Below are 13,849 nucleotides of genomic sequence, written 5' to 3' on the forward strand. Positions count from 1 at the left end.
AAGGGTGTTTTTAATCCACATCACAGCGGAGTGTTGTCACACTATGATGGACAATTTACGCGCGGCAGCTAATAACGTCGTGCTCAAAATCATCCTGGCCCTGATCATCTTGTCATTTATTTTGACCGGGGTGGGTAACTACCTGATCGGCGGTTCCGGCGATTATGCAGCGAAAGTAAATGGTCAGGTGATCGAGCGCGCTCAGCTGGAACAGGCTTTCCAAAGCGAACGCAGTCGCATGCAGCAACAGCTGGGTGACCAGTTCTCTGCACTGGCGGGCAACGAAGGTTATATGCAGCAGATGCGCCATCAGGCGTTGTCTCAGTTGATCGACAACATGCTGTTGGACCAATATGCTAAGAAATTAGGCCTGGGCGTCAGCGACGATCAGGTAAAAGATGCCATCCGCAAGGCGCCTTACTTCCAGACTAACGGCCAGTTCGATAACGCTAAATATCTCGATCTGATTAGCCGCATGGGTTACACCGCCGATAACTTTGCACAGTCAATGCGCCAGCAGCTGGTTAACCAGCAGGTGATCCAGGCCTTTGGCGGTTCGGGCTTCATTCTGCCTGCCGAAGTTCAGGATATGACGGCACTGGTGCTGCAACAGCGCGATGTGCGCTTGGCTACGCTGGATCTGAAAGCGTTGCAGGCCAAGCAGACCGTGACCGACGACGAGCTGAAAGACTACTACAGCCAGAACAAGAACAGTTTTATTGCGCCAGAACAGGTCAAAGTAAGCTACATCCCAATGGACGCCGCTGCTATGCAAGACAAGGTGACGATAGCCGACGTGGATATCAGTGCCTATTACGACCAGCACAAAAGCAGCTACGGCCAGCCTGAGCGCAAGAACTACAGCGTGATCCAGTTGAAAACCGAGGCGGAAGCCAATGCGGTACTGGATGAACTGAAAAAAGGCGGCGATTTTGCCGCCCTGGCGAAAGACAAATCCACCGACATCATTTCACGCCGTACCGGCGGTGAACTGGGCTGGCTGGAGCCGGACACCACTGCAGACGAACTCAAGCAGGCTAACCTGACCGAAAAAGGCCAGCTTTCCGGCGTCGTGAAGTCTTCGGTAGGTTATCTGGTGATCCGCCTGAACGACATCGAACCGGAAAAAGTCAAACCTTTGAGCGAAGTGCGTGACGCTATCGCCAAGCAGGTTAAGCAGGAGAAAGCGGTAGATGCTTATTACGCACTGCAACAGAAGGTGAGTGAAGCTGCAACCAGCGATAACGAGTCTCTGGCATCGGCCGAAGAGGCCGCAGGCGTGAAGGCGGTGCAGACCGACTGGTTTACCCGCGACAACATCCCGGCAGCGCTGAACTTCAAACCGGTCATTCAGTCGATTTTCGACGGTTCCCTGATTGGTGAAGGCGGCTCTCCGGGCAGCAACTCCGACGTGATCACCGTTGATGGCGACCGTGCCTTCGTGATCCGCGTGTCTGGCCACAAGCCAGAGGGCATTGAACCGTTTGACCAGGTGAAAGATCGCGTGGCAGAACTGGTCAAGCGCAACAAAGCGGAACAGGAAGCCAAACTGCAGGGCGAGAAGCTGCTGGTTGAGCTGAAACAGGGTAAGGGCGACGAGGCGATGAAAGCCGCCGGGCTGAGCTTTGGCAGTGTGCAGAAGATGGCGCGTGCGCCGGAAGACAGCCAGTTGGTGCAGAGCGTGTTCGCGCTGCCGCATCCGCAGGAAGGCAAGCCGGTTTATGGCATGTCGCAGGACCGTCAGGACAACGTGGTATTGATTGCGCTGGATGCCGTGAAGCCAGGCACCTTGCCGGCTGAAGAAATGAAAACCTTCGTCAGCAAGATGGAAGAAGGTGCGACTGGCGTGTCCTTTGACTCTCTGCTGGCCAGCCTGCGCAAAGAAGCCAAGATCACCATGGGTGCCGCTGAGCAGCAGCAACCTCAGTAAAGCGCCGCAGTTTTCTGCAACGCAATGTAATCCTCAAAGGCCGCTTTCGCGGCCTTTTCCATATCTGAAATCCGCCAATTGCTGAAGTGTCTTCGCTGCGGCAAGGTGAGCTTGCTGTTACACACAAGGAGGATACAGCATGCAACCTACAGAAATAAAAGCGATAAATGAGAGTGGCTTTAGCTTCAAAGCCTTGCTGACCGTGGCACTGCTCTGCCTGAGCGGGCCTTCTTTGGCCGTGGAAGAAAAAGCGGTTACCGGGCAACCGGTGCTCTCGGCACCGGCGGCTAATACAGGGCAAGGCGCAGAGGCCGTGGTGGCTGCCAATGATGAGGTATCGGTCAGTATCAATCAGGCGGATGCCGAACAACTGGCCAGCATACTCAAGGGAGTTGGATTGAAAAAAGCGGAGAGCATTGTGCGCTACCGTGAGCAGAATGGCCCCTTTACGCAGATTGAGCAGCTTCAGGAAGTACCGGGCATTGGGCCAGCCCTGTTTGAAAGGAATCGCACGCGGCTCAAAATGTGATTTCGATCACGGCTGTGTGGCAAAGTGATAATGCAGCCCTTTTTCCTCTGCTACATTTTACAGGTCTTACCAGTTTGGCACCTTGACCAAATGGGTGAAGGAGTCGCTTGCGGCTCCTTCTTTCTGTAATCACCAGGCAGGAGCTGTTGTCACCTATGCACCAGACCTTTATCAAAGTCCGTGGTTATCATCTTGATGTTTATCAGCACGTGAACAACGCCCGTTATCTGGAGTTCCTGGAGGAGGCGCGATGGGATTGGCTGGAGAACCAGGAAGGCTTCCGTTGGATGACGGAAAACAACATCGCCTTTATCGTGGTGAACATCAACATTAACTATCGCACCCCAGCGGTATTGGGCGACAAGTTACGCATTGACAGCCAGATGGTACAGCTAAACGGCAAAAGCGGCGTGTTGAGCCAGAAGGTCTCGCAGGATGCCAGCGGGGCTCCGGTAGCAGATGCATTGCTGACCTTTGTTTGTGTCGATCTGAAAACCCAGCGGGCATTGCCGATTGAGGGGCAACTGCGCGAACACCTGCAGGTGCTCACGCCGCTGGAAGACAGGTAAAGCAACGACCGGCAAGCTGTGTCGCCGTTATTCAATTAGGCCAGCCCGGTCTTTTGCTTCAGGCTCGCCATCACTTCGGCCTTGTTGATTTGGTACTGCTGCAGGCCGTTGGCGCGCAGATGACAGGCCGCACATTCACCGCAGCCATCGCCTTTGATGCCGTTGTAGCAGGTCAAAGTCTCCTGCTGCACCAGCTCCAGTTGATGGTAGTAATCTGCCAGTGCCCAGGTTTCTGCCTTGTTCAGCCACATCAAAGGCGTTTCAAAGCGGATATCGCGGGCGATGCCCAGCACTATCGCCTGGTTCAGCGCTTTGACAAACTCGTCGCGACAGTCTGGGTAGCCGGAGAAGTCGGTTTCACACACGCCGGTGATCACCGCTTCAGCTTCGACCTGATAGGCATAAATCGCCGCCAGCGTCAGGAACAGAATGTTGCGACCCGGCACAAAGGTGCTCGGTAACCCATTGCTCTGCGTGCTGTCATAGGCGGGAACCGGAATGTTGTCACGGGTCAGGCTGCTGATCGCCAGCTCATTGAGCAGGCCTACGTCCAACAGCTTATGCGCCTTGGCCCCCAGGGCCACTGACAGTTCCTGAGCCACCTCAATCTCGGCACGATGACGCTGGCCGTAGTCAAAGGTGACGCAGTGAACTTCGTCGTACTGTTGCAATGCCTGAATCAAGCAGGTCGTGGAATCTTGTCCACCGCTGAAAACGACAACCGCGCGCTTCATAAAATAACCTCAATTTATTGCTGAGACCCTACCCGATATACATTCGGGCGGTAAGATAAAAATGCGTTGCGGCAGCAATGGTAGCAGAAATGGTGGCATACCGCTGTGCCGGGCAGATTCAGCCGGTTGATGGAGGAGTCGAATTTTCCACCGGCGGCGGCAGCCAGGCCTGACAGAAATCGAACCAACCATGGGCCGTCAGGGTGACGCCATGAATGCGCGGCGGCGCGCTGATTTGATACTGATAGTGAAACAGCGGAGTGATGATCGCCGCCGCCATAAGCTGCTGATAATAATCTTTCAATTGCTGGTAACGCGCTTGCTGTACCGGGAGCTGCTGGATCTGTTGCAGTGTTTGTTGCTGGTGTTGCCAGCGAGCGTCTGGCAGGATACCGCGCCACAGCGTATCTTGCCGCAGCCAGCTTTCCAGCGTGGCTTCCGGTGACTCTCCAATCAGATTATCCGCCAGCAGCAGATCGGCCTGTTCGATTTGTTCGGCGCTTTGCCAGCGTTTACCTGCGTAGTAGCGCAGCTCCAGCTCGCAGTCGTGTTGTGCCAACAGCTGTTGCAAGGCCACAGTGACTGTCTCTAGTTCTACCGGTGGCCGATACAACAGCGTCAATTTAGCGGGCAGGGCAATATCCTCGTCAACCTGATGCTGTGGAATTGCCCAGCCGGGCAGCATCTCACTGCTGGGGGTGATGACGCTGTTGGGCACCGGCAGATTGGCCAGCAAACCGGATTGCTGGATCAGCATCAGCAGTTTTTTCCCCTGAGCCTCGCTGAGCACGTCGCGCTTCAAATTCAGCGCCAGATAGCACCAACCCAGACTCATGCTGCGCTGTACCGGCCGCGCCAATGCCATCTCTTCTTGCTGACCGAGGGTAATGCGTACCGGATGCTGACAACTGGTATAAGCTTCACCGGTGTTCAGCTCGGGAGTGATCCAATACTCGATGCTCTCAAGAAAAGGATGCTGCAAATGGTAAAACGGGTGTTGTTCCAATCGGACCAGGTGCGGTTGGTTCAGCGTCAGCTTAAACGGGCCGGCTCCCATGCCCGAAGCCTCCGGATGGGTCAGCAGACAAGGCAACTCCGCCAGCCGGTGCGCCAACCAATAGTCTGGGTGCTGCAAATCAAACTGCAGGCACAGCGTATGGGGAAGACTGATAGCGGCAACGTTGGCCAGGCTCGGTTGACTGCGAGGATGCTGCTGCAGTTTTTCCAGCGTTTGCAGCAGTTGCTGGCCGGTCAACGGCTCACCGTTGTGCCAGCGCAATTGGCTGCGTAGAAAGAACTGCCAGCGCAGGCCGTCATGGCTGATTTGCCAATGGTGGGCCAGGTCGGATTGCGGCTCGGGATTACCGGTAATAAACCGCGTTAACCCGGCATGCAGGGTGGCAACCAAATGCTGTTCGGCGCGGCCGGTAAGGGTCAGCGGATCCAGCGATTCGAGCGTGCGGTAGTAGGGAATACGCAGCGTTGGGCTGCCGGCCTGCCATTGCCCACCGAGATGTGGGCTGAGCAGCTCCTGCAAATGTTGTGGATCCAACTGCGCCATTTCCAGCGCCCCCTGATGATCGCCCTCCTTCAGCAACTTTTGCAGATGGGCTGCACGTAGTTCATCCGGTGTTTTCAGGCAGTGCAGGTGCGCACGTTTACCGCGCCCGGGCTGTGACTGCCAGCTCAGCCAGCCCTGTTCCTGCAGTTGTTGCACCAGCGTGCGGGCATGGCGTTCGCTGCAATAGAACATCGCCGCCAGCTCGCCAACGGTAATGGCGACCGGCGTGCCACCGAGTTGCTGGTACAGGCGTTGATACTGGCTGAGGCGGTGGGTCAGGCGCATGAAGGAAATCCGGAACAGTTTTCCGGAATTGTTCACTATTACTTCCGTAAATACCATCCCATACTGCTGGGACTGTAATCGCCTTCACATTCACGAGGTTTTTATGTATCGCCTGGCGGCTTTTGATATGGATGGCACTTTGTTGACACCGGACCACCGGGTCGGGCCGGAGACACTGGCAGTGCTAAAACAACTCCTTGAACGTGAGATGGTGGTGACTTTCGCCACCGGGCGCCACTATCTTGATGTGCAACCGATCATGGCGCAGTTAGGCTTGCAGGGTTATCTGATTACCGGCAACGGTACGCGGGTCTATGACAACCGGGGGCAGCAACTGCAGGCTACCGATTTGCCGGCCGATATTGCCGAAGAGGTGCTGCATACCCATTGGCATACCGACGCCAGCATGCACGTTTTCCGTGATGAAGGCTGGATGACCGAGTTTGCGCTGCCGGAGGAAATGTTGCAGGCCCACCACCTGAGCGGCTTCCATTACCAGCTTGCCGAACTGCGGCGTTTACCGGTGTTCGGCAACAGCAAGGTTTGTTTTGTTGGGCCGCATGAGGAACTGCTGAAACTTCAGGTGCAGCTGCGCCAGCAGTTTGCAGCGCGGGTCGATCTCTGTTTCTCGGCTTATAAATGCCTGGAAGTCTTGCCACTGGGCTGCAACAAGGGCTCGGCGCTGGATATGCTGAGCCGCCATCTGGGGCTGAAGATGGCGGACTGTATGGCGTTTGGTGATGCGATGAACGATAAGGAAATGCTGGCGACGGTAGGGCACGGGGTGGTGATGGGCAATGCCCTGCCACAGCTAAAGTCGCTATTGCCACAGCTACCGGTTATCGGCCACTGCGAACAGCAGGCGGTGGCCCACTATTTGCAACATTGGCTGCGTTCACCCTACCTCACCTATTCCCCCGAATTATGATGCTTTATTGGCCGCAGCCGGGTATGACTTACCCGGCTTTTTTTATTATGGCGAGACCTCTAACTGAGGCTTGTTTTTCGTGTTTGGGCTTGGCTGCTTCACGTTCCTGGTGGTATAGAGCGTCATCAGAATGCCGATTAACAGCGGAGCGATCAGCCATAAAGATGTGTTAGTGATAGTCGTTTTATCGACAAGTTTTTCGATGGTAATAGCAATCAAAGGAAACACCAGGAATACCAGTGAGGCCTGGAATGCCGATGCCCGCTGCTGCAAGGCAAAGTAGGCCAGTATGCCAAAAACTCCCGCAACCAGGCCGAGATATCCTACTGATAACAGAGCGTAGGGAGTAAACAAGCTGGTGTCCGGTTTTTCCGTAAAATAGCCCAAAGTAAACAGTAAGATGCCGGCACCCAGACAAGGTAAGGCATTGTAGGTCAGTACTGAAATCTTCTGGCCGTGCTTTTTACACAATACATACATAACAGCATGAATGAATACTGCCGCCAGCAGGGCGGCAATGCCAGGCCATCGGTTTTCCCCATTGCCGGTCGATTCCAGCAACAAGATGCCGGATAAGCTAATAACGCCAATAATTAAGCCTGTTAACTGCGATATGCTGATCCGTTCCCCTAATACCATAACGGAGACCATAAGTACCGCGACAGGCATATTGGCAAAAATGATTGAAGCCAATGCTGAACTGACATAGCGCTCGCCATAAATCATCAGCGTAAAGGGAATGGCAAAATAGGCGACGCAAACCAAGAGTTGGAACCCGCGCTTCCCTTTCGGAAAAAGTAGTGGAGTCCGGGTGAAATAAGCCAACAGCAGCAAGAGTGGCGCAGCCACCAGAAAACGCAGCCCAGTGGCGTAAATCGGTGGGATGACGCTGACTGCTATTTTCATCGCCATCCAGGTAGTTCCCCAAGTCAGTGCGACCAGAGTAAACAAAATAGCAATGATCCCGATCTTCTTGAGCTTGTTATCCATATCGGTGTCCTGTTGAACATTATTGACAATGAAGAATAGAGTACGTGAATGATGAGGAAAAAAGATTGCAATTTTCCCTGTTTAATCGCCTAATGAGAGAAAATTATTCTCCTGGTTGACGATATGTTAGATAAAACAGACCGTAAATTACTGTGCATGCTGCAACAGGACTGTACGCAACCCCTGCAGGTGCTGGCCGACGCGGTCAATCTGACGTCAACACCTTGCTGGAAAAGGCTCAAGCGGCTGGAAGAAGAAGGTTATATCCGTGGGCGAGTCGCGCTGCTGGATAACGAAAAGCTTGGCCTGGGCCTGACGGCATTTGTACTGATCAAAACCCAGCAGCACAGCAGCGAGTGGTATCAACAGTTTGTGCAACTGACCAAGCAGATGCCGGAGGTGCTGGCGTTCTATCGTATGGCGGGAGAGTACGATTACCTGTTGCAGGTGGAAGTGGCAGATATGAAAAGTTATGACAGCTTTTACAAGCGTCTGGTGAACGGCGTGCCGGGGCTGATCGATGTCACTTCCAGCTTCGCGATGGAAAAAATCAAATACACCACCGCACTGCCGGTTCCTGAGTGAAAAGTTCACCAAATTGGCAAAGTAACGGTGGTATCCTACTCTGCTGAGGCAGAACGAGAGACAAAACCAAGACACTTTGAATTTCAAGTTGCAGCTAGGCAACCAGCTCGCTCATTCCCAGACGCATACTCCGGTAAATCGTTGGGGTGAGCGAGTGCAGGAAACAACACTGCGGCTTGAAAGCCGACGAGTATTTTACATCCTGGAATAAAACTGCGTGAGACTATTTGCTCAAATCGGCTGGTATTTCCGCCGCGAGTGGCGCCGCTACCTCGGGGCGGTGGTGCTGCTGATCATCATTGCCATACTGCAACTGTTGCCGCCCAAGCTGGTGGGGATCATTGTGGATGGCGTCACCGAAAAACAGATGTCCGGCGGCGTATTAATGGCATGGCTGGGGCTGATGCTCGGTACTGCCGTGGTGGTTTACCTGCTGCGCTACGTGTGGCGGGTGCTGCTGTTTGGTGCATCCTATCAGCTTGCCGTGGAGCTGCGTGAAAACTTCTACCGCCAGCTTAGCCGTCAGAACCCGGCATTCTACCTGCGTCACCGTACCGGTGATTTGATGGCGCGCGCCACCAATGATGTCGACCGGGTGGTTTTCGCCGCCGGTGAAGGGGTATTGACGCTGGTGGATTCGCTGGTGATGGGATTGGCGGTGCTGGTAGTGATGAGTACCCAAATCAGCTGGCAGCTGACCCTGCTGTCGCTGATCCCGATGCCGATCATGGCGATCGTCATCAAGTACTACGGCGACCAGTTACACCAGCGTTTTAAATCGGCGCAGGCGGCGTTTTCCAGCCTGAACGATCAGGCGCAGGAAAGCATGACCAGCATCCGCATGATCAAGGCGTTTGGCCTGGAAGATCATCAGTCCAATCAGTTTGCCGAAGTGGCCGCCCAGACCGGCGCCAAAAACATGCACGTGGCGCGGGTGGATGCCCGTTTCGACCCGACGATTTATATCGCCATCGGTACCGCCAATCTGCTGGCTATCGGCGGCGGTAGCTGGATGGTGGTGAACGGCACCCTGACGCTGGGCCAACTGACCAGCTTCGTGATGTACCTCGGCCTGATGATTTGGCCAATGTTGGCGCTGGCCTGGATGTTCAACATCGTTGAACGTGGCAGCGCGGCCTATAGCCGTATCCGCAGCCTGCTGGATGAAGCGCCGGCAGTGACGGACGGCGAGCAAGCCTTGCCGACTGGGCGTGGCAATTTGGCAATCGACATTCGCGCATTTCACTACCCGGGCAATACCCACGCGGCGCTACACGATGTGGTGCTGAAGCTGGAACCGGGGCAAATGCTCGGCCTGTGCGGCCCGACCGGGGCCGGTAAATCGACGCTGTTGTCACTGATCCAGCGCCAATTTGATGTTGATGACGGCCAGATAAGCTATCAGGGGCTGCCGTTGACCCAGGTGAAACTCGACGACTGGCGTTCGCGGTTGTCCGTAGTCAGCCAGACCCCGTTTTTGTTCTCTGACAGCGTGGCGAACAATATTGCGCTCGGCAACCCAGGAGCGACGCAGGAACAGATTGAGCATGCGGCCCGCCTGGCCAGCGTGCATGAAGATATTTTGCGCTTGCCGCAAGGCTATGAAACCGAAGTGGGTGAGCGTGGCGTGATGCTTTCCGGTGGTCAGAAGCAGCGTATTTCCATCGCGCGCGCCCTGTTGCTGGACGCGGAAATTCTGATCCTCGACGACGCGTTGTCGGCGGTGGATGGCCGTACCGAACACCAGATCCTGCATAACCTGCGCAGTTGGGGGCAAAACCGCACGGTAATTATCAGCGCACACCGACTTTCGGCGTTGACCGAAGCCAGCGAAATTCTGGTGATCCAGCATGGCGATGTGGCACAGCGTGGGCAGCATGTGTCCCTGGCAGCTCAATCCGGCTGGTATCGCGATATGTATCGCTATCAGCAACTGGAGGCGGCATTGGATGAGGCCCCGGAAAGCGGTGAGGAGAGTGAAGCCAATGAATAAGATGCAAAAGCTGTGGCCGACGCTGAAACGGTTACTGGCTTATGGATCGCCGTATCGCAAACCGCTGGGGCTGGCGGTGTTGATGCTGTGGGTCGCGGCGGCGGCGGAAGTCGCCGGGCCGATCCTGGTCAGTTACTTTATCGATAACTACGTTGCCAAGGGGCAGTTGCCGCTGACTATCGTCTGCGGGTTGGCGGCGGCCTATATTCTGCTGGAGCTGTTGGCGGCGGCACTGCACTATTTTCAGGCATTGTTGTTTAACCAGGCGGCGGTCGGGGTGGTTCAACGGCTGCGAACGGACGTGATGGACGCAGCATTGCGCCAACCGCTGAGCGCTTTTGATACTCAGCCCGTCGGGCAGTTGATCTCACGGGTGACCAATGACACCGAGGTGATTAAAGATCTGTATGTGATGGTGGTGTCCACGGTGCTGAAAAGCGCTGCGCTGATTGGCGCTATGCTGGTGGCCATGTTCAGCCTCGACTGGCGCATGGCGCTGGTGGCTATCTGCATCTTCCCGGCGGTATTTGTGGTGATGGGAATTTATCAATACTACAGCATACCTATTGTGCGCCGGGTGCGGAGCTATCTGGCGGACATCAACGACGGCTTTAACGAAGTGATTAACGGCATGGGCGTGATCCAGCAGTTCCGCCAGCAGATCCGCTTCGGCGAGCGCATGAGCGCTGCCAGCCGTTCCCACTATACCGCGCGTATGCAGACGCTGCGCCTGGACGGTTTCCTGTTGCGTCCGCTGCTCAGCCTGTTTTCGGCGCTGGTGCTGTGCGGCCTGCTGATGTTGTTCGGCTTCAGCGGTGAGGGGGCGATCGGCGTAGGTGTGTTGTATGCCTTTATCAACTATCTGGGGCGTTTGAATGAGCCGTTGATTGAATTGACCTCGCAACAGTCGATTTTGCAGCAGGCAGTGGTGGCCGGTGAGCGTATTTTCGAACTGATGGATCGCAGTCAGCAGAGCTACGGCACGGACAATCGTCCGCTGGAGAGTGGTCGTATTGATATTGACGACCTGAGTTTTTCCTACCGGGATGACAAGAAGGTGCTGCAGCATATTTCTCTGTCGGTGCCTTCACGCGGCTTCGTGGCGCTGGTCGGCCATACCGGCAGCGGCAAGAGCACGCTGGCCAACCTGCTGATGGGTTATTACCCGGTCGATCAGGGGGAAGTGCGTCTCGACGGGCGTCCTCTGTCCAGCCTTTCACACGCTATCCTGCGTCAGGGAGTCGCTATGGTGCAACAGGATCCGGTGGTGATTGCCGAATCGGTGCTGGTCAACGTGACTCTGGGGCGCAATATCAGTGAAGATGCGGTCTGGCAGGCATTGGAAAGGGTGCAACTGGCTGAGTTGGTTCGCTCTTTCCCTGAAGGCATTCACACCCGGCTGGGTGAACAGGGTAATAATCTGTCGGTGGGTCAGAAGCAGCTATTGGCGATGGCCAGGGTACTGGTACAGGCACCGCAGATCCTGATCCTCGATGAAGCTACCGCCAACATTGACTCGGGTACGGAACAAGCTATTCAGAGGGCGTTGAGTTTGATCCGCGAGCACACCACGCTGGTAGTGATCGCTCACCGTTTGTCGACCATTGTGGATGCCGATTCGATTCTGGTGTTGCACCGTGGTCAGGCTGTCGAGCAGGGTAACCATCAGCAACTGCTGGCGCAGCAGGGGCGTTACTACCAGATGTATCAGCTGCAACTGGTGGGTGAAGAATTGGCCGCCGCGACCCGTGAAGGAATACCAACCGCATGATCTCGGGGGGCTGCGGCCCCCTTATTGTTTTGAGCGCCACGCACCACAAACAGGCACAGATCCGTTTTAAATCCCTTTCACTGCACTTTTTCGACGCGCTTCGCACCAAAATAGTGCGCAATATTTAACCGGCTCATCAGCTGATCGCGCTCTGCCAGCCGACCGTCGCATGTCAGATCCCCATCCTGCTGGTTAATTTGCTGAATCCGCGTACAAATCCATTTATGGCATAGCCTTTGCTTTATAAGTCTTGTACCGGGGGGAGTTTGGGCTTAATTCGTGGAGGGGCAATATGAAGCTGGTGACCGTGGTGATTAAACCATTCAAGCTGGAGGACGTGCGTGAAGCCCTATCCTCTGTGGGCATTCAGGGGCTGACCGTAAGCGAAGTAAAAGGCTTTGGTCGCCAGAAGGGGCATGCTGAGCTCTATCGTGGGGCCGAATACAGCGTCAACTTCTTACCTAAGGTAAAAATCGACATCGCTATCGCTGACGATCAGTTGGATGAAGTGGTCGATGTTATCAGTAAAGCGGCCTACACCGGCAAAATCGGTGATGGCAAAATTTTCGTTGCCGAATTGCAACGTGTCATTCGCATTCGCACCGGCGAAACAGACGAAGCAGCACTGTAATCACTGGCTCAGTAAAGTAATGGGGATGGATTGATAATGAAAAAACTTTTATCCATGTTGGGCCTGAGTACGGTAACCATGGTTCCTTCTTTGGCACTGGCCGCTCCGGCGGTCGCAGACAAGGCGGATAACGCCTTCATGATAATTTGCACTGCTTTGGTGCTGTTCATGACCCTGCCGGGTGTCGCTCTGTTTTACGGTGGTTTGCTGCGTTCCAAAAACGTGCTTTCCATGTTGACCCAGGTCACCGTCACTTTTGCTTTGGTGTGCGTGTTGTGGGTGCTTTATGGCTACAGCCTGGCTTTCAGCGAAGGCAATGCCTTCTTCGGCGGTTTCCAGACGGCAATGCTGAAAGGCATAGGTATTGACAGCGTTACCGGAACCTTTAGCCAGATGATCCACGTGGTGTTCCAGTGTTCGTTCGCCTGTATTACCGTGGCGTTGGTGGTGGGGGGCTTTGCCGAGCGTATCCGCTTCTCAGCGGTGGTGATCTTCGCGGCCATCTGGTTCACCATTTCTTACCTGCCGATTGCCCACATGGTGTGGGGCGGCGGCTTCCTGGCCGCTGACGGCGCGCTGGACTTTGCCGGCGGTACCGTGGTGCACATCAATGCTGCCAGTGCCGGTCTGATTGGCGCTTATCTACTGGGTAAGCGTGCCGGTTTCGGTAAGGAAGCTTTCAAACCGCACAACCTGCCAATGGTGTTTACCGGCGCTTCCATCCTGTATATCGGCTGGTTCGGTTTTAACGCCGGTTCTGCCAGCGCGGCTAATGGCATTGCGGCACTGGCATTCCTCAATACCGTGGTGGCCACTGCCGGCGCTATCCTCTCCTGGACCTTTGCCGAGTGGATTGTTCGCGGCAAACCTTCCCTGTTGGGCGCCTGTTCCGGCATGATCGCCGGTCTGGTGGCCATCACGCCGGCTGCAGGCACCGTGGGTGTTGGTGGGGCGTTGATTATCGGCCTGGTTGGCGGTATCGCCGGTCTGTGGGGCGTGGTCACGCTGAAGAAATGGCTGAAGGTAGATGATACCTGTGACGTGTTCGGTGTGCATGGCGTGTGCGGTATCGTCGGTTGCCTGCTGACCGGGGTATTCACCTCGGCCTCACTGGGCGGCACCGGCTACGCAGAAGGCGTGACCATGGGGCATCAGGTGTGGATCCAGTTGCTGAGCGTGGTGATCACGCTGGTGTGGTCAGGTGTGGCGGCCTTTATCGCCTTTAAAGTGGCGGGGGCCATCGTTGGGCTGCGCGTCCCGGAAGAGCAGGAGCGCGAAGGCCTGGACGTCAACAGCCATGGCGAGAGTGCCTATAACCAATAAGCCTTGAAGAAGGGCAGTGC

General features: G+C 55.4%; 12 protein-coding genes. 9 read left to right on the plus strand and 3 right to left on the minus strand.

The features are described 5' to 3' along the window. The first annotated feature begins 43 nt into the window (after positions 1–43). From ppiD to ACUTSU_RS04385, 3 genes are all read left to right on the plus strand, one after another. Positions 44–1,930, plus strand: a complete 1,887-nt coding sequence (gene ppiD / locus ACUTSU_RS04375; protein WP_445653809.1) for a peptidylprolyl isomerase — start codon at positions 44–46, stop codon at positions 1,928–1,930. A gap of 139 nt (positions 1,931–2,069) precedes the next feature. Beyond that, a complete protein-coding gene (locus tag ACUTSU_RS04380) occupies positions 2,070–2,459 on the plus strand; it encodes a ComEA family DNA-binding protein (protein WP_445649708.1) in 390 nt (129 codons plus the stop codon). Positions 2,460–2,614: 155 nt separating this feature from the next. Next, a complete protein-coding gene (locus ACUTSU_RS04385) occupies positions 2,615–3,028 on the plus strand; it encodes an acyl-CoA thioesterase (protein ID WP_017891839.1) in 414 nt (137 codons plus the stop codon). A 35-nt stretch (positions 3,029–3,063) separates the two neighbouring features. Here ACUTSU_RS04385 and queC read toward each other — a convergent pair whose 3' ends face one another. Then, positions 3,064–3,762: a 7-cyano-7-deazaguanine synthase QueC gene (queC, locus tag ACUTSU_RS04390; protein WP_445649709.1), complete on the minus strand. Its 699-nt coding sequence runs from the start codon at positions 3,760–3,762 to the stop codon at positions 3,064–3,066. 118 nt (positions 3,763–3,880) lie between these two features. Further along, complete coding sequence (locus ACUTSU_RS04395; RefSeq protein WP_445649710.1) at positions 3,881–5,608, minus strand: SgrR family transcriptional regulator; 1,728 nt, start codon at positions 5,606–5,608, stop codon at positions 3,881–3,883. Positions 5,609–5,711: 103 nt separating this feature from the next. Between ACUTSU_RS04395 and cof the strand changes: the two genes are divergently transcribed. After that, the gene (cof, locus tag ACUTSU_RS04400; RefSeq protein ID WP_445649711.1) at positions 5,712–6,536 is read left to right on the plus strand and encodes an HMP-PP phosphatase; all 825 of its coding nucleotides are present in this window, start codon (positions 5,712–5,714) and stop codon (positions 6,534–6,536) included. Positions 6,537–6,581: 45 nt separating this feature from the next. On the opposite strand, the gene ACUTSU_RS04405 is transcribed toward cof, so the two are convergent. Continuing rightward, positions 6,582–7,526, minus strand: coding sequence for a DMT family transporter (locus tag ACUTSU_RS04405; protein ID WP_445653810.1), 945 nt, complete (start codon positions 7,524–7,526; stop codon positions 6,582–6,584). 123 nt (positions 7,527–7,649) lie between these two features. On the opposite strand from ACUTSU_RS04405, the gene ACUTSU_RS04410 reads away from it, so the two are divergent. The 5 genes from ACUTSU_RS04410 (at position 7,650) to amtB (ending at position 13,829) form a co-directional block, all read left to right on the plus strand. Further along, positions 7,650–8,111, plus strand: coding sequence for an Lrp/AsnC family transcriptional regulator (locus ACUTSU_RS04410; protein ID WP_445649713.1), 462 nt, complete (start codon positions 7,650–7,652; stop codon positions 8,109–8,111). A 217-nt stretch (positions 8,112–8,328) separates the two neighbouring features. Beyond that, entirely contained in the window at positions 8,329–10,104 is a 1,776-nt protein-coding gene (locus tag ACUTSU_RS04415; protein ID WP_445649714.1) for a SmdA family multidrug ABC transporter permease/ATP-binding protein, read from the plus strand. Next, positions 10,097–11,875, plus strand: coding sequence for a SmdB family multidrug efflux ABC transporter permease/ATP-binding protein (locus ACUTSU_RS04420; protein WP_445649715.1), 1,779 nt, complete (start codon positions 10,097–10,099; stop codon positions 11,873–11,875). The genes ACUTSU_RS04415 and ACUTSU_RS04420 overlap by 8 nt, the downstream gene beginning before the upstream one ends. 292 nt (positions 11,876–12,167) lie before the next feature. Then, positions 12,168–12,506, plus strand: coding sequence for a P-II family nitrogen regulator (glnK, locus tag ACUTSU_RS04425; protein ID WP_012005549.1), 339 nt, complete (start codon positions 12,168–12,170; stop codon positions 12,504–12,506). Between the two features lie 36 nt (positions 12,507–12,542). After that, positions 12,543–13,829: an ammonium transporter AmtB gene (gene amtB / locus ACUTSU_RS04430; protein ID WP_445649716.1), complete on the plus strand. Its 1,287-nt coding sequence runs from the start codon at positions 12,543–12,545 to the stop codon at positions 13,827–13,829. Positions 13,830–13,849 lie beyond the last annotated feature (20 nt).

This window comes from Serratia sp. NA_13, from assembly GCF_052691735.1.

Excerpts from the sequence above, each read along its gene's own strand:
- ppiD (WP_445653809.1), top strand. The coding sequence starts at position 44 with ATGATGGACAATTTACGCGCGGCAGCTAATAACGTCGTGCTCAAAATC.
- ACUTSU_RS04380 (WP_445649708.1), top strand. The coding sequence starts at position 2,070 with ATGCAACCTACAGAAATAAAAGCGATAAATGAGAGTGGCTTTAGCTTC.
- ACUTSU_RS04385 (WP_017891839.1), top strand. The coding sequence starts at position 2,615 with ATGCACCAGACCTTTATCAAAGTCCGTGGTTATCATCTTGATGTTTAT.
- queC (WP_445649709.1), bottom strand. The coding sequence starts at position 3,762 with ATGAAGCGCGCGGTTGTCGTTTTCAGCGGTGGACAAGATTCCACGACC.
- ACUTSU_RS04395 (WP_445649710.1), bottom strand. The coding sequence starts at position 5,608 with ATGCGCCTGACCCACCGCCTCAGCCAGTATCAACGCCTGTACCAGCAA.
- cof (WP_445649711.1), top strand. The coding sequence starts at position 5,712 with ATGTATCGCCTGGCGGCTTTTGATATGGATGGCACTTTGTTGACACCG.
- ACUTSU_RS04405 (WP_445653810.1), bottom strand. The coding sequence starts at position 7,526 with ATGGATAACAAGCTCAAGAAGATCGGGATCATTGCTATTTTGTTTACT.
- ACUTSU_RS04410 (WP_445649713.1), top strand. The coding sequence starts at position 7,650 with ATGTTAGATAAAACAGACCGTAAATTACTGTGCATGCTGCAACAGGAC.
- ACUTSU_RS04420 (WP_445649715.1), top strand. The coding sequence starts at position 10,097 with ATGAATAAGATGCAAAAGCTGTGGCCGACGCTGAAACGGTTACTGGCT.
- glnK (WP_012005549.1), top strand. The coding sequence starts at position 12,168 with ATGAAGCTGGTGACCGTGGTGATTAAACCATTCAAGCTGGAGGACGTG.
- amtB (WP_445649716.1), top strand. The coding sequence starts at position 12,543 with ATGAAAAAACTTTTATCCATGTTGGGCCTGAGTACGGTAACCATGGTT.